The organism is Rhodococcus parequi (assembly GCF_046042785.1).
GTDB lineage: Bacteria > Actinomycetota > Actinomycetes > Mycobacteriales > Mycobacteriaceae > Prescottella > Prescottella parequi.
Genome location: NZ_JBDLNV010000004.1, coordinates 429,148 through 447,894, shown reverse-complemented (window position 1 = coordinate 447,894; position 18,747 = coordinate 429,148). Strand labels below are relative to the sequence as shown.

At 65.6% G+C, this 18,747-nt stretch carries 18 protein-coding genes; 6 read left to right on the top strand and 12 right to left on the bottom strand.

Going from position 1 to position 18,747, the window contains the following annotated elements; genetic code table 11:
- Window positions 1-62: 62 nt before the first annotated feature.
- The 4 genes from ABEU20_RS13770 to echA20 are packed head-to-tail and all read right to left on the bottom strand — an operon-like array spanning window position 63 to window position 3,575.
- Window positions 63-1,157 (bottom strand): NAD(P)H-dependent flavin oxidoreductase, encoded by a 1,095-nt coding sequence (locus tag ABEU20_RS13770; protein ID WP_420164963.1) that lies wholly within the window; start codon window positions 1,155-1,157, stop codon window positions 63-65.
- On the bottom strand, window positions 1,154-1,903 hold the full coding sequence (locus ABEU20_RS13765; protein WP_420164962.1) for a CoA-transferase subunit beta: 750 nt from the start codon (window positions 1,901-1,903) through the stop codon (window positions 1,154-1,156). The genes ABEU20_RS13770 and ABEU20_RS13765 overlap by 4 nt, the downstream gene beginning before the upstream one ends.
- Complete coding sequence (locus tag ABEU20_RS13760; protein ID WP_420164961.1) at window positions 1,900-2,790, bottom strand: CoA transferase subunit A; 891 nt, start codon at window positions 2,788-2,790, stop codon at window positions 1,900-1,902. The genes ABEU20_RS13765 and ABEU20_RS13760 overlap by 4 nt, the downstream gene beginning before the upstream one ends.
- Window positions 2,790-3,575 (bottom strand): (7aS)-7a-methyl-1,5-dioxo-2,3,5,6,7,7a-hexahydro-1H-indene-carboxyl-CoA hydrolase, encoded by a 786-nt coding sequence (gene echA20, locus ABEU20_RS13755; RefSeq protein WP_084870322.1) that lies wholly within the window; start codon window positions 3,573-3,575, stop codon window positions 2,790-2,792. Before echA20 ends, ABEU20_RS13760 begins: the two co-directional genes overlap by 1 nt.
- Window positions 3,576-3,672: 97 nt before the next feature.
- On the opposite strand from echA20, the gene ABEU20_RS13750 reads away from it, so the two are divergent.
- From ABEU20_RS13750 to ABEU20_RS13730, 5 genes are all read left to right on the top strand, one after another.
- Window positions 3,673-4,446, top strand: coding sequence for an SDR family oxidoreductase (locus ABEU20_RS13750; RefSeq protein ID WP_420164960.1), 774 nt, complete (start codon window positions 3,673-3,675; stop codon window positions 4,444-4,446).
- A 9-nt stretch (window positions 4,447-4,455) separates the two neighbouring features.
- A complete protein-coding gene (locus tag ABEU20_RS13745) occupies window positions 4,456-5,370 on the top strand; it encodes an SDR family oxidoreductase (protein WP_420164959.1) in 915 nt (304 codons plus the stop codon).
- 516 nt (window positions 5,371-5,886) lie between these two features.
- Complete coding sequence (locus tag ABEU20_RS13740) at window positions 5,887-6,993, top strand: hypothetical protein (RefSeq protein ID WP_420164958.1); 1,107 nt, start codon at window positions 5,887-5,889, stop codon at window positions 6,991-6,993.
- Window positions 6,990-7,598: a hypothetical protein gene (locus ABEU20_RS13735; protein WP_420164957.1), complete on the top strand. Its 609-nt coding sequence runs from the start codon at window positions 6,990-6,992 to the stop codon at window positions 7,596-7,598. Before ABEU20_RS13740 ends, ABEU20_RS13735 begins: the two co-directional genes overlap by 4 nt.
- Window positions 7,599-7,632: 34 nt before the next feature.
- The gene (locus tag ABEU20_RS13730) at window positions 7,633-9,675 is read left to right on the top strand and encodes an ATP-binding protein (RefSeq protein WP_420164956.1); all 2,043 of its coding nucleotides are present in this window, start codon (window positions 7,633-7,635) and stop codon (window positions 9,673-9,675) included.
- A 437-nt stretch (window positions 9,676-10,112) separates the two neighbouring features.
- Here ABEU20_RS13730 and ABEU20_RS13725 read toward each other — a convergent pair whose 3' ends face one another.
- The 3 genes from ABEU20_RS13725 to ABEU20_RS13715 all read right to left on the bottom strand — a co-directional run bounded on the left by ABEU20_RS13725 (window position 10,113) and on the right by ABEU20_RS13715 (window position 12,536).
- On the bottom strand, window positions 10,113-10,784 hold the full coding sequence (locus tag ABEU20_RS13725) for a GNAT family N-acetyltransferase (protein WP_420164955.1): 672 nt from the start codon (window positions 10,782-10,784) through the stop codon (window positions 10,113-10,115).
- 101 nt (window positions 10,785-10,885) lie between these two features.
- A complete protein-coding gene (locus tag ABEU20_RS13720; protein ID WP_420164954.1) occupies window positions 10,886-11,356 on the bottom strand; it encodes a nitroreductase family deazaflavin-dependent oxidoreductase in 471 nt (156 codons plus the stop codon).
- Window positions 11,357-11,372: 16 nt separating this feature from the next.
- Window positions 11,373-12,536, bottom strand: a complete 1,164-nt coding sequence (locus tag ABEU20_RS13715; RefSeq protein ID WP_420164953.1) for a steroid 3-ketoacyl-CoA thiolase — start codon at window positions 12,534-12,536, stop codon at window positions 11,373-11,375.
- A gap of 175 nt (window positions 12,537-12,711) precedes the next feature.
- Between ABEU20_RS13715 and ABEU20_RS13710 the strand changes: the two genes are divergently transcribed.
- Window positions 12,712-13,965: a cytochrome P450 gene (locus ABEU20_RS13710; protein WP_420164952.1), complete on the top strand. Its 1,254-nt coding sequence runs from the start codon at window positions 12,712-12,714 to the stop codon at window positions 13,963-13,965.
- Window positions 13,966-14,159: 194 nt separating this feature from the next.
- Here the strand turns inward: ABEU20_RS13710 and ABEU20_RS13705 are convergent, their stop codons facing one another.
- Genes ABEU20_RS13705 through ABEU20_RS13685 form a run of 5 tightly spaced genes read right to left on the bottom strand, consistent with a single transcriptional unit; the run spans window position 14,160 to window position 18,713 of the window.
- Window positions 14,160-14,579 (bottom strand): nuclear transport factor 2 family protein, encoded by a 420-nt coding sequence (locus tag ABEU20_RS13705; RefSeq protein ID WP_420164951.1) that lies wholly within the window; start codon window positions 14,577-14,579, stop codon window positions 14,160-14,162.
- A gap of 25 nt (window positions 14,580-14,604) precedes the next feature.
- On the bottom strand, window positions 14,605-15,468 hold the full coding sequence (locus ABEU20_RS13700) for a TIGR03619 family F420-dependent LLM class oxidoreductase (protein WP_420164950.1): 864 nt from the start codon (window positions 15,466-15,468) through the stop codon (window positions 14,605-14,607).
- A 14-nt stretch (window positions 15,469-15,482) separates the two neighbouring features.
- Window positions 15,483-16,658 carry a thiolase domain-containing protein gene (locus ABEU20_RS13695; protein WP_420164949.1) on the bottom strand — a complete coding sequence of 392 codons (1,176 nt, stop codon included), beginning with the start codon at window positions 16,656-16,658 and terminating at the stop codon, window positions 15,483-15,485.
- Complete coding sequence (locus ABEU20_RS13690; protein WP_420164948.1) at window positions 16,658-17,722, bottom strand: thiolase domain-containing protein; 1,065 nt, start codon at window positions 17,720-17,722, stop codon at window positions 16,658-16,660. The genes ABEU20_RS13695 and ABEU20_RS13690 overlap by 1 nt, the downstream gene beginning before the upstream one ends.
- 13 nt (window positions 17,723-17,735) lie before the next feature.
- A complete protein-coding gene (locus tag ABEU20_RS13685) occupies window positions 17,736-18,713 on the bottom strand; it encodes a Zn-ribbon domain-containing OB-fold protein (RefSeq protein ID WP_420164947.1) in 978 nt (325 codons plus the stop codon).
- Between the last annotated feature and the right edge of the window lie 34 nt (window positions 18,714-18,747).

The window sequence follows — 18,747 nt, the reverse complement described above, 5'->3', positions numbered from 1 at the left end:
AGGGACCCTTCACGCGCTGGTGGCGCATGCAGGGTCCCTTCAGCGGAGAACCGGGAAGCCGGTCAGGCCTTGAGGTCTCCAAGTGCATCGATCCGCGCCGTGGCGTCGGCCACGATGCGGTCGATCAGTTCCTGGCAGCTGGGCAGGTCGTCGATCATGCCGACCACCTGACCGGACGCGAGCACACCGGCCTCCGTGTTGCCCTCGACCAGACCGGCCTTGAGCAGCATCGGGGTGTTGGCGGCCATGATGATCTGCTGCCACGTGCGGTCGCCCGACTTCTTCATGGCGAGCCCGTCCTTGGCGAGGGTCGACCACTTCATGCCCGTCATCGCCTTGAACTTCAGGGCATTCTTGGTGGCCGCGACGAGTCCCTTTGCATAGCTGGACTTCTCGAGCGCGTTCACCAGGTCGGTGTTGAGCACGCGGTGCGGCATGCCGTCGACCTTCACGGACACCGTGGTGTCGGTCAGGCTGCGCTCGAGGTACTCCTGCTTGACCGAGTCCGGCACCGCCGAATCGCTCGTCAGCAGGAAGCGGGTGCCCATCGCGACACCCGCGGCGCCGTACGACAGCGCCGCGGCCAGGCCGCGACCGTCGAAGAAGCCGCCGCCGGCGACGACCGGGATGTCGACCGCGTCGAGCACGGACGGCAGCAGCAGGGTGGTCGCGACACCGCCGGTGTGGCCGCCGCCCTCACCGCCCTGCACGATCACCGCGTCGGCGCCCCACGAGGCCACCTTCACGGCGTGCTTGGCGGCACCGATCGACGGGATGACGACGATCCCGTGGTCCTTGAGCTTGGCGATCAGGTCCTTCTTGGGTGCCAAGGCGAACGAGGCCACCTTGACGCCCTCGCGGATCAGCAGGTCGCACCGCTGCCCGGCGTCCGACGCGTCGGCGCGCATGTTGACGCCGAACGGCTTGTCGGTCAGCGACTTCGTCTTCTTGATCGCCGCCTCGAGCTCGTCGTATGTCATCGTCGCCGAGGCGAGGATGCCGAGACCGCCCGCGTTGGCGGTGGCCGCGGTCAGACGCGGGCCGGAGACCCAGCCCATGCCCGTCTGCACGATCGGATGCTCGACGCCCACCAGTTCGGTGAACGGCGTCTTCAGCACCTGCTTCGATCCCCCGTCGCTGCGCTCGCCCGAACTCACAGCGAGACCTCACGGTCACGCAGGCTCTTCGGGTCGATGACCTCGCGGATCAGGCGCAGCTCCTCGGCGGTGGGCTCACGGGTGATGCCCGCCGAGTCCAGGCCGGCGATCTCGAAGGAGGTGTTGGCCTTGACGTCCTCGGCGGTGACACCGGGGTGCAGCGTCACGGCGCGCATCGTCTGACCGGGGCCCTGGAAGTCGAAGACACCCAGGTTGGTGACCACCTGGTGGTTCTTCAGGAAGCGGAACGCCGGGTTCTCCGGGTCGACCTTGTCGTAGCCGACACCGCACACCACGTCGACCTTCTCCGCGAACACGCGCGAGGAGTGCTTGCCCACCCAGTAGCTGGTGGCGTGGTTGATGGTGTTGCCGGGAGCGCCGCGCAGACCGAACATCTGGCGGGTCGGCTTGTCCAGCGGGCCGAACGCCGAGAGGTTCTGGTTGCCGAACTTGTCGATCTGGTTCGCGCCCATCACCACGTGGCGACGGCCGGAGGCGACCACATCGAAGACCTTGGAGAACGGGATGTAGCCCTCGATCGGTGCGCTGGCACCGATGGCCGGGGCGTCGGCCAGGATCAGGGCCTCGCCGTCGGTGATGATCAGGTCGGGCTCGGTGGTGAGCTTGGCCAGGCGCGCGCCGATCAGCGGCAGCGTCGCCATGGGGGAGGCGAAGATCTCGCCGGCGTCGGCGAACAGCTCGGCGCAAGCGACGGCGCAGTACTCCGCGCGGGTTACCTCGGTCATGACTTCTGCTCCTCTGCGAACTTGCGCACGGCGGCCTGGTAGTCGGCCTCGCTGCCGGACAGGTAGGTGTCGGCGAAGGCCTGCCATGCCTCGGGGGTCTTGGCGGACTCGGCGTAGTGGCGCTGGAACTTCTCGTCGCGCTTGTAGCCGCCGGCGAAGGTGAAGTGGGCGCCGTTCGGGGCCTCGGTGACGGTGTCGACCATCGAGCGGTTCAGGATCAGGGCCTGATTCGGGACGGACTTGACGAGTTCCTCGGTGGAGACGATCTTGTCGACGCTGAGGATGCGCTGCTCGGCCGCGAGGCAGAACAGGTCGTCGAAGTACGGGTCGACGCCGGTGTAGGCGGCGTTGCCGCGCTCGTCGGCCAGGTCCAGGTGGACCAGGGCGGCGTCGAGCTTCAGCGCGGGCATCGCGATGAGGGTCTCGGTGCGGCCGTCGGCATCCGGGTACGGGGACGCAACGGTCTTGAGCTCGTCGCCCCACACGGTCTGGGCATCCGAACCGAGGCCGGCGCGGATCGGCATGAACGGCAGGCGCGCGGCAGCGGCCTGCAGGCCGGCCTTGACCATGCCCTCGTCCATCTCGCGCGACTCGATGGTCCCGGCGACGCGGGCCTGCGCGAACCAGGGATCGTAGAAAGGCGCCGAGTCCAGGGACACGAAGCCGTAGTAGGCGCGCTTGACCTTGCCGGCGGAGATCAGCAGGCCGAGGTCGGGGCCGAGGTACCCGACGACGGTCAGGTCCTTGACGTCGCTGCGCAGCAGCGCGCGCACGAGGGCCATCGGCTTGCGCCGCGAGCCCCAGCCGCCGATGCCGATGGTCATCCCGCTCTGGATACCGGCGACTGCCTCATCCAGTGAGCGGCGCTTTTCGCGCTTCTCAGCCATTACTTGCTGTCTCCCTTGGGTGCGGTGGTGTTCGACTTCGGCTTGCCGGTGGCGACGAACTCGTCGCGGTGCTCGTCGGCGACGCCGGCGAGGTTCAGCTCGAACGTGAAGCCCTGCTCGATCCGGTAGCTGGTGTGCACGTCCATCACGTCGATGCGGTTGATGGCTTCCTTGGCGCGGCGGATGACCCGGGTGTCCTTGGCCGCGATCTCGCCGGCGATCTTCAGCGCGCAGGCGTCGAGCTCGGCGCGCGGGACCACGTCGTAGACGGAACCGAAGTGCTTGAGCGTCTGGGCGTCGACGTTCTTGGCGGTGTAGTACAGCGTGCGCATCATGTGCTGCGGGACCAGGCGCGCGAGGTGCGTCGCCGCGCCGAGTGCGCCGCGGTCGACCTCGGGCAGGCCGAAGATGGCGTCGTCGGACGCGACGATGACGTCCGCGTTGCCGACCAGGCCGATGCCGCCGCCGACGCAGAAGCCGTTGACGGCGACCACGACGGGAACCTCGCAGTCGTAGACCGCGGAGAAGGCCGCCGCGCAGCCGCGGTTGGCGTCGATGAGGGCGCCGTGGCCCTCGGTGGCCTGCATTTCCTTGATGTCGACGCCGGCGTTGAAGCCGCGTCCCTCGGCCCGCAGGATCACCACGTGGGTCTCGGGATCCTTACCCGCCGCGAGGATGGCGTCGGCCAACTCGAACCAGCCCTTGGACGGGATGGCGTTCACCGGCGGGTAGTCGACGGTGACCGTGGTGATCCCGGCACCGTCCGAGGTCGAAGTGATGCCCATGGCATGTTCCTTACGTCTATTGACCGAACCAAGCGATTGCTTGGTAAGTTATCACAGACAGGTGCGAATGACCCGTGCCGCTTCAGGGAGGAACAAGGTGGATCTCGGACTCGAAGGCAAGGTCGTTCTGGTGACCGGCGGAGTGCGCGGAATCGGTGCCGGGATCAGCCGGTCCTTCCTGCGCGCGGGCGCGACGGTCGTGACGTGCGCGCGGCGTCCGAGGGACGACACTGCCGAGCCCCTAGAGGTCGACGGCCGCGGTGTGGACTTCATCGCGTGCGACGTGCGCGATCCCGAACAGGTGCAGTTGATGGTCGATCAGATCGTCGCGAAGTACGGCCGGCTCGACTCGGTCGTCAACAACGCCGGCGGCGCCCCGTTCGCGATGGCGGCCGACGCCAGCCCCAAGTTCCACTCCAAGATCGTCGAGCTGAACCTGCTCGCACCCCTGCTGATCTCGCAGATCGCCAACGCGGTCATGCAGAAGCAGGAAGACGGTGGATCGATCGTGATGATCTCGTCCGTCAGCGGCAGCCGCCCCTCCCCGGGCACCGCGGCCTACGGCGCGGCCAAGGCCGGCATCGACTCCCTCGCGGCCAGCCTGTCCGTCGAGTGGGCCCCCAAGGTGCGGGTCAACTCGATCGTCGTCGGCCTGGTGCAGACGGAGCTGAGCCACCTGCACTACGGCGACGACGCCGGCATCGACGCCGTCGGCGCCACCGTCCCGCTGGGTCGGATGGCCCGTCCCGAGGACATCGGCAACTGTGCGACATTCCTGGCATCCCCGTTGGCGGCCTACGTCAGCGGTTCCACCCTTACCGTCCACGGCGGCGGCGAGCGCCCGGCCTTCCTGGCCGCGGCTACTACTTAAGGAGAACAAGTGAGCGGTTTGCTTGACGGCCGAGTCGTCATCATCACCGGCGCCGGCCGTGGAATCGGTCGCGCCCACGCGCTGGCCTTCGCGGCCGAGGGCGCCAAGGTCGTCGTCAACGACATCGGTGTCGGCGGCGACGGCTCCAACACCGGCGAGACCCCTGCCGAGCAGGTCGTCTCGGAGATCAAGGCCGCAGGTGGCGAGGCCGTCGTCAACGGTGACGACGTCGCGTCGTGGGAGGGTGCCCAGAACCTGATCCAGACCGCGATCGACACCTTCGGTGGGCTGGACATCCTGGTCAACAACGCGGGCTTCCTGCGGGACCGCATGCTGGTCGGCATGAGCGAGGAAGAGTGGGACGCGGTCATCCGCGTGCACCTCAAGGGTCACTTCGCCCCGCTGCGTCACGCCGCCGCGTACTGGCGTGCCGAGTCCAAGGCCGGACGTCCGGTGGACGCCCGCATCATCAACACCAGCTCGGGCGCGGGCCTGCAGGGGTCCATCGGCCAGGGCAACTACGCCGCGGCCAAGGCCGGCATCGCCGAGATGACCATCCAGGCTGCCGCCGAGCTGAAGAACTACGGCGTCTCCGTCAACGCGATCGCTCCCGCGGCTCGCACCCGCATGACCGTCGGTGCCGGCGGCGCGATGGCCGAGGCGATGGCCGCTCCGGAGGAGGGCTTCGACGCGATGGCGCCGGAGAACATCTCCCCGCTCGTCGTGTGGCTGGGCTCCGCCGAGTCGAAGGACGTCACCGGACGCGTCTTCGAGGTCGAGGGCGGCAAGATCACGGTCGCCGAGGGATGGCGCCACGGCCCCACCCAGGACAAGGGTGACCGCTGGGATCCCAAGGAGCTGGGCCCGGTCGTCGCCGACCTGCTGGCCAAGGCCGAGGTCCCGACCCCGGTCTACGGCGCGTAGGTCAGGCTTGACGCCACTACCCGCGCGTCGACGCAGGGCCGCACGGTCGCCGCTACATTTCTCTATATGAGATGTAGCGGCGGCCGTGTCGTTTGCGGAGACTAAAGCTGGACTGTTGCGGTATCCGTGTTCTATTACTACGCCAGAACCAAAGTGGCAGCAACGCGTGTGAAGGATACTCCGAGCAAGCTGGCGCCTCCCTGCTGGCGCATATGCAACAAAGCAAAAGAGCGCCGCCGGACAGGCTCGGTGTAGTCGGGAGTCGGCTGGAGCCCCGAAAAGGTCCTCCCTGAACTCGCATGGAGTTGGGGCTGGATGAGTCCGCTTGCAGTTCGGAGTGCCGTTCTTCGTGAGCGACGCAAGCGCATACTCAGATTGAGGTGTACGCGCGAGGTGGTGGCGTTAGGGTGATCCTGTCGGTATCCGAGCCCGAACCGGTAAGGTCCTCCGCATGGCTTACCCGGAAGCAACGCTGCGAGAGCGCATGCGCCGCCCCCATTTATGGGAGAGTTGCTGATGACGACGTTTCCGGACGTGCCGATGTTGTTTAGGCGGTTCGAGATGGACGCCGGTTCGGATGCTGCGGCCCGTGCCAATTTTCAACTCTTGGTCACTGACCTGGTGATGGTGCAGTTCCCGGATGCAACGACAGTTGAAGGTGCTGGTGGAAGAGACTGGGGCATTGACACCATCGCTGGCGAATTGTCCGGCGGGGATGTGCGGTTGTGGCAGTCGAAGTTCGTCATGTCGTGGCAGGACGATTCTCCGCGCAGCCAGGTCTACAAGTCGTACAAGAGTGCGAAGACAAAAGCAGTTGAGAACGGGTACGTGCTCAAGTACTGGACGTTGGTCGTTCCATGTGTACTCGCTCCAGAGGAGCTTCAGTGGTTCCACAAGTGGAAGCAGAAAAAGCTCACTGACGACAAGGTCGCCGTTGATCTGTGGGACGGGCCGCGGCTCAGACACCTCCTGCAGCAGATCGATGCCGAGTCGATCGCACGCAGGTACTTCGCGCATCTGTTCCCGACTCCAGTCGTGCCCCCCAAGCCGAAGAAGGCTCGAGTGGCACACCTCGACGACCCCGCAGTATACGAAGGAGCCTTATTCGTCCGTCAACTGCACGAGGCTGGCCGGATGGAGACCGACGCCGCGAGTGCTCAATTCTACGCAACGGACGCTCTTTTTCGCGACTTTGCTAACAAGGGCGACGAAGATGCGGTCGCCGCAATTCGAGAATTGGAGATGGACGTACGTGAGATCTGGGAGAACCGATTCAACCAGCAGGTTCCGTTCGCGACCGTGACGGGGCTAATCCCGGAGATGATCGATGAGGTCATCGGGAAGGTTGGCGAATGCGTGGATCCTGATGGTGTCGAACTCAGTAACGCTCACAAAAAGGGGACGGTGCACCGTATTGTCGAGAAGCGGTGGGCCGGCTGGGTCAAGCACTGGCGAAAGATCGCTGCCGAGCACGATCAGCCGTCCGTGGCGTACGACATTGTTGCCACACGCTCTCGGTCTGTCCATGTATCACCCGGTCCGGCGACCGCGGCCACCCAGGGAGTGGCAATGAACGACGCCGGCCTTGCTCCGGTGCCTACAGGCAATGTGGAGAAGAAATGACCTCCCAGATACCTGGATCTGACTGGATCCCGAACGCTGGCGAGACCGAGTTGGTGCCGTTTATACCAGAACGGAACACTAATTTTCGGCTGGCTCGGCTCCTGTTGCTGCTCGATGCCGCGCGGGAACATAGCCGGCAAGTCGCGTCGATCGACCGCTTGGCCTACTACGAGTTCTTTGCGGACAACCCCTTCATCGTGATCGACGGCAATAAGTCCCGCGATCAGGCTGATCGCGCCACTATTGAACTGGCCGGATTCAGCAGAATACAGCTCGGATACGCGAGTTCCGGTCAACGGTTTCTGTCGCGTCGGCGCCGCCTTCGGCATGATCTTGCCCACCTAGTTGCCCTGGGTCTCGTCACATTAGGATCAACCGGATATCTCATCACTGAGCGTGGCGCCGAACTCGTTGGACAGTTTCGCTCGATCTACGCTGACGCATACCGACAGTCTGCAGAGATCATTTTGAGGCGGCTTGTACCGCTATCAGGAACACGCCTGGAAGCGAAAGCTGAGGAATGGTTGGGGCATTCGTGGCTCCTAGTCGATCTCCTCGATGACATCAAGGATGCTGAAGTCCCGCCGGTCCCGAGGCCCTCGTGACTACGAGATTCGCACTGCAAGGCAAGGAGTCAACGTGAGCGGAATCCGCATCAATGAACTGCGTCTTGGCGGTCTGCCGGGCGTGAACCGCGCATACGGCGCAGAGTTCCGCAACGGCGATGGCGGGGGCTTCAGGCCACTGTCAATCATCGCCGGTCCCAGCCAAACCGGCAAAACGACGATCATCGACTTCATAAAGTACTGCCTTGGTGCGAGCAGACACCCGCAGAAGGAAGAGATTCGTGAGTACGTTCGGTCCGCTCTGATAGAAGTTGAGCTTGACGGCCGATCGACGGTAATCGAAAGGTCAGCTACCGGCGAACCTTCGAAATTTGCGCTCGTATGGGAGGACGCGACTCTCAGTAGCATCGCTGAGCGCGAGCGTCATCGGTACCTTATCGAACCGACTGGGGACCCCGAGAGTCTCTCCCAATACCTCCTGGCGGCCTGCAACCTCGACAACATCCTATTACCAGACTCAAAGGTGAAGGACGAGACGGCGACCCGTCCACTGAGTATCCGCGATGTATTCGACACGATGTTCGTACCCAATGAGAGGCTTGACAATAAGAGCCTGGTTTTCGAACTCGGCAACCCTGCTAAGCGCCAGAAGTTCCGGCAGACGGTCGACGCGATCTTCGGCGTCCACGACAACCAAGATGCCCTACTCCAGCGCCGCTACACGAATGCTCACAAGCAGGCGAGCAATGCGAAGGCTATTGCCGAAGCTCTTCGCAGATTCGCCGAAGAGGAACACCCCCGCGGAGCGGAGCTACTCGCAGCTGACGTGATTGACGCTGATTCACTGGTGGACTCACTGAATCAGGAATTTCGGGCACTCGACACGCAATTGCGCGCGAACGACCGGGTGACGGCGGACTTGCGGGCTCAGCTTAGCTTCGCGGAGAAGGCTGCCAAGAACGCTCGAGTCAGAGTCCGCGATCGAGAAAGTCTGCTTGCTCGGCTCGACGCGCTCCGCGCTCAATACGCCGACGATCAGCGCAAACTCAACTTCCTTCTTGACGCCGAACGGCTCTTCGATCCCCTCCACATCACGACCTGTCCCGCCTGCTTCAACGACCTGGTCCCGCTGCCGACCGTGGAAGATGGCACTTGCTCGCTTTGCCACAACCCAGTTCCAACCGACGACCACGAACGACCTTCGCTAATGTCCGCCGAGCAGCTCGGAGACAGTACGGTCGTTCCGGTTGGGGAGGCCACGGCCGCACTCTCGAATGCCACATCCGTGCTCTCAGCGGAACTCCGCAACATCAATAAGCGTCTCAAGAGCCTGAATGAGTACGCGACGCGCTTGCGCGGACACCTTGGTGTTCTCGTTCAGGAGAAGGCGGATGCAGAAACGGCTGCTAACTCGGCCGCTGCCGCGGTTGATGCAATCGTCAGTAGCCCCGCCCCTTGGATCGCTGCACGCGACAGGATTTCACAACAGATCACGGATGGGCAGTTGGTTGCACAGGCTGCAAGAGCCGGCACGAATGTGTGGCAACGAGTCGCGGATGCAGACGAAGCCTATGAACGACTGGACCGGAACGCGAAGGCAATCAATGCCCAAAGGAACGCGCAGAAGCGGCGGCCCGACCGCAGCGCGGTCATCAGTGCATTGTCACGGAGATTTGGGGAGATTCTGCGAGACATCGGTTACCCGAAGTTGTCCAACCCGTACATCGCCGACGATCTCGTCCCCCATGTACGCGACGACCCCTATACGGAGGCAAGTAGCGGTGGAATGGTCGTAATCGGGCTTGCTTGGAACCTCGCGCTTTGGGAAGTCGCACACGAAACAGGGGCAGACGCCCCTGGTCTTCTAGTCATCGACAGCCCCCAAAAAAACCTCGGCCACAACAGCAAGGACGGCGACGAGGACTTCGCGGATTCTACGCTGGTCGAGAACTTCTACGCTCATGTGAAGCGCTGGTTGGCGGCTGAGGGCGCCGGCGCACAAATCATCGTTGTCGACAACTCTCCACCGGATAGCGTCGCCGAAGACGTCGTGGTCCGCTTCACTCGGAATACGGGTATCGCTCCGTATGGCCTCATTCCTGAAGCGACGGGCTGACGGGTATCCACCCAGTTCGATTGCGGTCCGACCAGGTCAACTACCTGGGCAGCGGTCTCATACGAGTGCTGCGTCCTCCGTCGCGGTGTCCTCCAGTGTTACGGCTCAAATCGCCCGCATTCTGCGAACCTCGCGGGACTTCGACCGGCTCTGGCCGATTGGGCTCGGCGGGTATCGGATGACCTGTGGGCGATCGCAACCGGTGACTGGGGGCACGTGATAGACGTGCATCAGAAACGCCGGCAAAAATTCGGAATGTGTGGCGGACGAGGAGACAAACAGCCTTCGGAAGGCTCGCCTGGGGCGGCGTGATGGAAGTGCCGCTGTGCCCTGTCGGTCCAGTCCAGTCCTTGGTGCGCAATTACATGAGATGGACAACTCCCCGTGCGCCTTCTCGGTCGTACCGACTACCGGAAAGGCGCACGGGCGCGAAGCGCCTAGGCGGGCGTGCGGACGATCAGCACGGTGCCCGGGAAGTACGCGGCCAGTTCGCTGCGGGCCTGCTTGAGCGCCGCGGTGCCGTAGCCCTGCTTGCGGGCGTCGGGGGCCACCCAGATCGCGACGTCCACCTCGTTGCCGGTGAGTTCACCGAAGATCAGGCCGACGCCGTTCGGGGTGTCGCCCGTCGTGCACTCGGCGACGAACCACGCCGCGGACTCGTCGTCGATGCGCTGCAGGCCTCCCCGGCGTTCCTGCTCGACGCGCTCGCCGTCCCACGGGTTCCCGGACTCGTCGAACTGCTCGGCGGAGCGCTTGCGGAACAGGGCGGCATCCTCCTCCGATTCGCTGAACGGGCGCAGGCGAACACCCGCGCCCGTGCTGTACGGGCGCTGCTCGGGTAGCCATTGCAGCGACGCGTCGAGGTCCTCGAGTTCGGTGCGGATCCGGTCGCGTTCCTTGATCGTCAGACGGTCGAAGCGCAGGCCCAACACGGCCTCGGCGCAGAAATCCGACGTGTCGAGCAGGTCGCGTACGGCCGCGACGGCGGCCTCACGGTCCTTGCTCTCGACGATGGCGTCCAGGACCTCGTGGCGACGATCGAGCGCCTTCAGCAGCGCCGAAGCGATCTCGCGCCGGTCGATCACCTGGTCGTGGTTCTTCACTGTCATATCGCGACATTCCTCCTCGAGAACCGGTGTGCTCGGCGCCGATGTGCCGGGCGTCGTCCACCATTATTCCCGTCCGGCGCCGCGCGGGGGAGGGCCGAAAGTTATTCGCAGATCACCACGGGGATCTGGCGGTCGGTCCACGACTGGTAGTTGTCGAAGTCGGCGTACATGGCCACCAGGCGCGGCCACAGTTCGGCGCGTTCCTCGTCGGTCGCGACGCGCGCCCGCATCCTCCGGATCCGCGACTTGATCTGGATGGTCACGTCCGGGTTGGTGCGAATGTTCAGGTACCACATGGGATTCTTCGGTAGCCCGCCCTGCGACGCCACGAGCACGACGCGATCACCGTCCTCGAGGAACAGCAGCGGGCTGACCCGGGGCTGCCCGCTCTTGCGTCCGGTGGTGGTGAGCAGGCAAACCGGGATGCCCCACGGGAAGGCGCTGCCCACGCGCCACTTGCCACCCAGACGCCCGCCGGTGGCCCGATACAACTTCACATTGGTCTTCGACATCCACTTGATGATGTCGACCGTGTACTTGGAATCGAGCCCCGACGGGCGCTGTGTGGTCATCTGCCAGGGTCTCCGATCAGATCCGCTCGATGATGGTGCCGGTGGCCAGCGCGCCGCCCGCGCACATCGTGATGAGCGCGGTCGAGGCGTCGCGGCGCTCGAGCTCGTGCAGGGCGGTGGTGATCAGGCGGGACCCGGTGCTGCCCACGGGATGTCCGAGCGCGAGGGCGCCGCCGTTGACGTTGACCTTGTCCATGTCGGGCCCGTGGACCTGCGCCCACGACAGCGCGACCGACGCGAAGGCCTCGTTGACCTCGAACAGGTCGAGATCGCCGATCTTCATGCCGGCCTTCTCGAGCACGCGGGACGTCGCCTGGACGGGGCCGTCGAGGTGGTACTCGGGCTCGGCGCCGACCAGCGCCTGGCTGACGATGCGGGCGCGTGGCTTCAGGCCGAGCGCGCGGGCGCGGTCCTCGTCCATGAGCATGACGGCGGCGGCGCCGTCGGAGATCTGCGACGACGTACCGGCAGTGTGGGTGCCGCCCTCGAGGACGGGCTTGAGCTTGGCGAGGGACTCGGCGGTGGTGTCGCGCAGGCCCTGGTCGCGGCTGACGACGTTCATCTCCGACGTCGGCTGCTTGTCGGCGCCGATCACCGGCGCGGTGACCGGGACGATCTCGCGATCGAAGCGGCCCTCCTCCCATGCCTGCTTTGCGCGGGCCTGCGACTGCACGCCCAGCGCCTCGAGGTCGGCGCGAGTGAGGCCACGACGCTTGGCGATCCGCTCGGCCGCGTTGAACTGGTCGGGCATGTCGATGTCCCACGACGCCGGACGGCGCGGGCCCGCTTCGGTGCCGACATTGGCGCCCAACGGAACCTGGCTCATGGCTTCGACGCCACACGCGACGCCGATGTCGATCGCGCCGGTCGCGATGAGGCCGGCGATGAGGTGGTTGGCCTGCTGCGCGGAGCCGCACTGGCAGTCGATGGTGGTGGCGCCGACCTGCCAGGGGAGCCCGGCCGCGAGCCACGCGGTGCGGGTGACGTTGTTGGACTGCGCGCCGGCCTGCGTGACACAGCCGCCGATGACCTGCTCGACCAGCACCGGGTCGATGCCCGTGCGGTCTACGATGCCCTTCTGAGCGGCTCCGAGGATCTCGGCCGCGTGCAGGCCGGACAGCCAGCCACCGCGCTTTCCGATGGGGGTGCGAACTGCCTCGACGATTACTGGTGTGCCCACGGCGGGCTCCTTTCACTCTCTACTTCGAAAAGTAGAACAAGTTCTCCCCGCCGGGCAAGGACCCGGTGGGTTGATTTTTGCCTAGTCTTTCCCTGATCGACGCTCTGTGATTCAATGCATGTAGAACGTGTTCCACATCACTTCGCGGACCTGACCGCGAGGGCAGGAGACAGCAGTGGCGCAGCCCAACATTCCCGCAGGATTCGACTTTACGGATCCTGACATCTACGCACACCGGATCCCGGTCGCAGAGCTCGCCGAGGTTCGGAAGACTCAGCCGGTGTACTGGGTCGAGCAGCCCGACGGCGTCGGTGGCTTCAACGACGGCGGCTACTGGCTCGTCACCAAGCACGAGGATATCCGTGACGTGTCGCAGCGCAGCGACGTGTTCTCCACGTGGGAGAACACCGCGATCCCGCGCTTCAACGACGACATGGAGCGTGCGCAGATCGAGCTGCAGCGCTTCGTGCTGCTCAACAAGGACGCGCCGGAGCACACCAAGCTGCGCAAGCTCGTCGCCCGCGGCTTCACGCCCCGCGCCATCAACGGACTCAAGGCCGAGCTCCAGTCCCGTGCCGAGGCGATCGTCAAGGCCGCCGCCGCGGAGGGTAGCGGTGACTTCGTCACCCAGGTGGCCGCGGAGCTGCCGCTGCAGGCCATCGCCGAACTCATCGGTGTGCCGCAGGAGGATCGCGGCAAGGTCTTCGAGTGGTCCAATCAGATGACCTCGTACGACGACCCGGAGTTCGCGGACATCGATCCGGCGGCCGCGTCGATGGAGATCCTCGGCTACGCGTACCAGATGGCGGAGGCCCGCAAGGAGAACCCGGCCGACGACCTCGTCACGACCCTCATCGAGGCGGACGTCGACGGTGACGTGCTGAGCCCGGAGGAGTTCGGCTTCTTCGTGATCGTGCTCGCGGTGGCCGGCAACGAGACCACCCGCAACGCCACCACGCACGGCATGAAGGCGTTCATGGACAACCCCGAGCAGTGGGAGTTGTTCAAGAAGGAGCGCCCGAAGACGATGGCCGACGAGGTCATCCGCTGGGCCACCCCGGTCGCGTCGTTCCAGCGCACCGCACTGGCGGACACCGAGATCGGCGGCGTCGCGATCAAGAAGGGTCAGCGCGTGGTGATGAGCTACGTGTCGGCCAACTTCGACGAGGACGTGTTCGAGAACCCGCACTCGTTCGACATCACCCGCGACCCGAATCCGCACCTGTCGTTCGGCGGCACCGGCGCGCACTACTGCCTGGGCGCGAACCTCGCTCGCATGGAGATCGAGCTGATCTTCAACGCGATCGCCGACTTCCTGCCGGACATCACCGAGGCCGGCGACACCCGTCGCCTGCGCTCCGGCTGGCTCAACGGCATCAAGGAGTACCAGGTGGACTACAAGACCGGCGGTTGCCCGGTCAAGCACTAGCTTCGACACCCACCACAGGCGCAGTGGCGTCGGCGAGATCCCTCATCCCTCGTCGGCGCCACCGCTCTGTGGGCGGTCGATGCGTGTGCGACGGCCCGACCGGTTCGACGGTGCAGTGAACAGGGGAGTGGGACAACGAAAGTGGGGCGGTCACCGATCCGGTGACCGCCCCACTTTCGTGCTCGGGGAGAGGCTCAGAGCTTCTTCAGCGTCTTCATCGCCCGCTCGACCTCCCAGAAGGCGCGTAGCGACTGCAGCTTGCCCTCCGCGTCGACGCGGTAGATGAACACACCCTCGGCGTCGATCTGGTTGCCGGCGATGACCGTGCGGATCGTGCCGATGTTGACGTTCTCGTCACCGCACACCAGCGAGTCGTTCACGATGAACTCGAGCGAATCGGTGTTGGCGATCGTCATGTCGTAGAACTTCGAGATCGCCTCGCGGCCGTGGTGGCCCTGGCCTTCGGGGTCGAAACCCGACGGCCCGACCGGATCCTCGACCCAGCCGTCCTCGGCGAACAGATCGAGCCACTCCTCCTTGCGCTTTCCGCTTGCCGCGGACTGCGACGCCTTCGCGGCGACGCGCGCAGGATGCTCGGTTCCGGTTGTCGTCATGCGGCGCTCCTAGTGGATGGCTGTGTCAATTCAGATACGAATCGGCGAACTTGCGCATCGAGTCCTGCTTGGCCTCGACGGGCGCGTCGAATCCGAGTCCGTCGAAGATCCACGGGATCACGATGCTGTCGGTGATGCCGGCCTCGGCCATCTCGGCGTAGCCGTCCTTGCCGAACCGGTCGATGCACACCGCCTGGATCTCGAAAGGCAGGTCGGAGCGGCCGTATTCGGCGCGCAACTCGTCGAGCCGGGCCATCGTGGACACCAGGTCGTCGAACTTCATCATCGCCGACGTCCAGCCGTCGCCGATGCGGGCCGCGCGCTTGAGCGCGACCTCGGTGTGGCCTCCCACGTAGAACGGCACCGGCTTGCTCGGGGCTGGGCTCATCTGCAGGCGATCGAAGTCGAAGAACTCGCCGTGGTACTCGACCATGCCGCCGTCCAGCACCAGCTTGATGATCTCGATCATCTCGTCGACACGGGCGCCGCGCTTCTTGTACGGGGCGCCGCACCATTCGAACTCCTCCGGCGCCCAGCCGATTCCGACACCGAAACCGAACCGGTTCCCGGTCAGATTCGCCACCGAACCCACCTGCCGCGCCAGCAGCAGCGGATTGCGGGAGCCGAGCTTGAGGACGTTGGTGTAGAAGCCGATGGTGCTCGTGACGGCGCCCATCGCGGCCGCCGCGATCAACGGGTCCACCCACGGCGTCTCGGCATTCCACATGCGCGAGCCGTCGGGGGTGTACGGGTAGTCCGCGGCGGCCGTCTCCATGAAGAACAGGGAGTCGGGCAGCGCGATGTTCGCGAAACCACACTCCTCCGCGGTCTGTGCCAGGGCGGTCAACTGGTCCAGCGGGCTCATCGCGATGCCGACTGTGAACTTCATGGTGGGAACCTCTCCTAGTTGGTCGGACGGTCGGCGCCGACCACCCACATCGCGAAGTACTGCGAGCCGCCACCGTAGGCGTGGCCGAATGCCTTACGGACACTGTCGACCTGGTGGTCGCCGGCGCGCTCCATGACCTGCATCGCCGACTCGGCGTAGCGGATCATGCCGGACGCGCCGATCGGGTTGGACGAGAGCACGCCGCCCGACGCGTTGACCGGCAGGCGGCCGCCGATCGCGGTCTCACCGGCCTCGGTGAACTTCCAGCCCTCGCCCTCCGGGACGAACCCGAGGTTCTCGAGCCACATCGGCTCGAACCACGAGAACGGCACGTAGATCTCCGCCTCGTCGATCTCGGTGAGCGGGTCGGTGATGCCCGCGGCCTTCCACAGTGCGGCCGACGCGTCCCGGCCGGCCTGCGGGTTGGCGACGTTGCGGCCGGCGTACGACAGCGGCTCGGTGCGCATCGCGGTCGCGTGGATCCACGCCACCTTGCGGCCTTCCGAAATGACAGCTTCCGCAGCGTCTTCGTCGCCGATGACGATCGCGCAGGCGCCGTCCGACGACGGACACGTCTCGTCGTAACGGATAGGGTCCCAGAGCATCTGGGACGCCTGTACCGACTCGACGGTGATGTCGGGCTGCTTGAGGTGCGCGTACGGGTTCAGGGCGCCGTTGCGACGGTCCTTGACGGCCACCATGGCGCCGATGTGGTCGGGGGCGCCCGAGCGGCGGATGTACGAGCGCACGTGCGGGGCGAAGAAGCCTCCCGCGCCCGCGCCGACCGGCATCGTGAACGGCACCGGGGTGGACAGCGCCCACATCGCGTTGGACTCGGACTGCTTCTCCCATGACACCGCGAGCACCCGCTTGTGCACGCCGGCCTGCACCAGGCTGGTCGCGACGTTGCCCGTCGAGGCGCCGACCGATCCGGCGGTGTGCACGCGCAGCAGCGGCTTGCCGTGGGCGCCCAGCGCATCCGACATCGCGAGCTCCGGCATCATCGAGCCCTCGAACAGGTCGGGAGCCTTGCCGATGACGATGGCGTCGATGTCGTCCCAGCCCACGTGGGCGTCGGCCATCGCGCGGTCGATCGCCTCGCGGACCATGCCGGCCATCGTGACGTCGTGGCGCTTTGCGACGTAGTAGGTCTGGCCGGTGCCGAGGACGGCTGCCAGTTGCTTCGCCATCAGTTTCGTCCTTCCAAGACTGCGACCAGGTTCTGCTGCAGCACAGGGCCACTGGTGGCGTGGGCGAGGGTGCGCCGGGCGTCACCGCTCATGATCTGGCGGGCCGCGTGGCCGATGCGCTCGAGGCCGCCGGAGAACATCGGGTTGCCGGTGAGCGGGCCACCGGACGGGTTGATCGTGGTGGCGTCGGTCAGGCCGATCGCCTCGCGCAGGATGATCTCCTGGTGCGTGAACGGCGCGTGCAGTTCGGCGACGTCGATGTCCGACACTTCCCCACCCGTCGCGGCGCGGGCCGCAGAAGCTGTGGACGGCGACGTCGTCAGGTCGCGTGAACCGATGTTGGGGGAGTCGATGCGGTGCTCGATTCCGGTGATCCACGCCGGACGCTCGCACAACTCGCGGGCACGGTCGCCGCGGGCCAGGATGATCGCGGCCGCACCGTCGGTGATCGGTGCGCAGTCGTGGGCCCGCAGGGGGTCCGCGACGAACTCGGAGGCCAGCAGCGCCTCGATGTCGACGTCACCGGCGATCTGGGCGTCGGGATTGGACTTCGCGGCAGCACGGCTGCGCTGGGCGATCGCCGCCATCTCCTCGGCCGTCCACTTGCCGGCGTCCAGGCCGAGACGGGCCTGCAGGCCCGCGACGGAGACCGAATCGGGCCATAGCGGGGACACCAGGTACGGATCCATCTGCATGGCGAGGATCTGGCGGAGGTTGCCGGCGGACGACTTGCCGAAGCCGTACACGAGGGCGGTGTCGACCTCGCCGGTCATCAGCTTGACCCACGCCTCGTACAGCGCCCACGCGGCGTCCATCTCGACGTGCGACTCGTTGATGGGCGGCACGGCGCCGATCGAGTCGATCGCCGAGATGAACGAGAAGGAGCGTCCGGCCAGGTAGTCGGACGATCCGGAGCACCAGAATCCGATGTCGGACTTGGTGATTCCGAGGTCGGAGTACAGCTCCTGGAAACAGGGGACCAGCATCTCGACACCATTGGTGGTGCCACTGGTCTCGCGCACATGAGGGGCCTGTGCGAAGCCGACGACTGCAATGTCTGTCATGTTCTCGAGGCTCCTAGAGATGGTGCTTGTAGCTGTCGTAGTCCGCGTCGGGCTCACCGCTCGGGCGGAAATGGGAGACGTTGCGGAGCGAGTACTCCCACTCCTCCTTCGGCCGCCACACGGCCTCCACGCGCATGCCCATTCGGACCTCGGTCGCGTCGACGTCGAGGATCAGGTGCAGGAACGGGATGTCCGCGCCGTCGAGCAGCACGTAGGCCGCGACGTAGGGCGGCTTGATCTGCTGGCCCATGAACGGCACGTTGACGATGCAGAACGTGGTGATGGTGCCCTTGTCGGACACCTCGACCTGCTCCTTGGTAGGCATTCCGTCGGTCGGGTTGGCGCCGCGCGGCGGCACGTAGACCTTGCCGTTCGCGTCGGTGCGGCCGCCGATGATCTTGCCCTCCATCAGGCCACGGAGGTAGTAGGTCTCCTCGAAGGACGCGGTGTGCGTGTAGTGCAGGTCGATCGGGGTGACGATCCCGGTCACCGGATCGCCTCCGGAAACGGTTGCGGTGGAACCGGAACCGCTCTCGCCGGGCTCGAAGCAGGCGATGTCCTGGATCCGGCCGCTGCGCTCGTCGGCCCAGCGCACCCGCACCCGCATGCCGGTGCTCATCGCGTCGGGAGAGCCGGCGTCGACCGCATGCAGGATCGAAGTGTCCGCGCCGTCGAGCTTCACCAGTGCCCACGCGAACGGCTGGGTCAGCGGCTGGCCCTCGATGGGTTCGGACATCCACGACCAACTGACGACCGTTCCGGTGTCGGAGACGTCGACGAAATCGGTCATCGGTTCGTGGGTCGTCGGGTCGAATTCCGGTGGCGGCACGTGGACTCGGCCGTCGGAACTGCGGGCGCCGACGACCTTTCGGTCACGGAGAGCCGTCACGAACGCTCCGATGGTCGGCCCCACCGATCGGGTGTAGTCGAATTTCAGATTCAGTGGTGCTCTCAGTGGCTGCTCGGCCACTCCGCTCTTTCCAGGGGTCACGGAATCGAGTAGAACAGGTTCTTATTAATGTGGC

Excerpts from the sequence above, each read along its gene's own strand:
- ABEU20_RS13740 (WP_420164958.1), top strand. The coding sequence starts at position 5,887 with ATGACGACGTTTCCGGACGTGCCGATGTTGTTTAGGCGGTTCGAGATG.
- ABEU20_RS13705 (WP_420164951.1), bottom strand. The coding sequence starts at position 14,579 with ATGACGACAACCGGAACCGAGCATCCTGCGCGCGTCGCCGCGAAGGCG.
- ABEU20_RS13720 (WP_420164954.1), bottom strand. The coding sequence starts at position 11,356 with ATGACCACACAGCGCCCGTCGGGGCTCGATTCCAAGTACACGGTCGAC.
- ABEU20_RS13700 (WP_420164950.1), bottom strand. The coding sequence starts at position 15,468 with ATGAAGTTCACAGTCGGCATCGCGATGAGCCCGCTGGACCAGTTGACC.
- ABEU20_RS13760 (WP_420164961.1), bottom strand. The coding sequence starts at position 2,790 with ATGGCTGAGAAGCGCGAAAAGCGCCGCTCACTGGATGAGGCAGTCGCC.
- ABEU20_RS13735 (WP_420164957.1), top strand. The coding sequence starts at position 6,990 with ATGACCTCCCAGATACCTGGATCTGACTGGATCCCGAACGCTGGCGAG.
- ABEU20_RS13725 (WP_420164955.1), bottom strand. The coding sequence starts at position 10,784 with ATGACAGTGAAGAACCACGACCAGGTGATCGACCGGCGCGAGATCGCT.
- ABEU20_RS13690 (WP_420164948.1), bottom strand. The coding sequence starts at position 17,722 with ATGACAGACATTGCAGTCGTCGGCTTCGCACAGGCCCCTCATGTGCGC.
- echA20 (WP_084870322.1), bottom strand. The coding sequence starts at position 3,575 with ATGGGCATCACTTCGACCTCGGACGGTGCCGGGATCACCACGGTCACC.
- ABEU20_RS13695 (WP_420164949.1), bottom strand. The coding sequence starts at position 16,658 with ATGGCGAAGCAACTGGCAGCCGTCCTCGGCACCGGCCAGACCTACTAC.
- ABEU20_RS13765 (WP_420164962.1), bottom strand. The coding sequence starts at position 1,903 with ATGACCGAGGTAACCCGCGCGGAGTACTGCGCCGTCGCTTGCGCCGAG.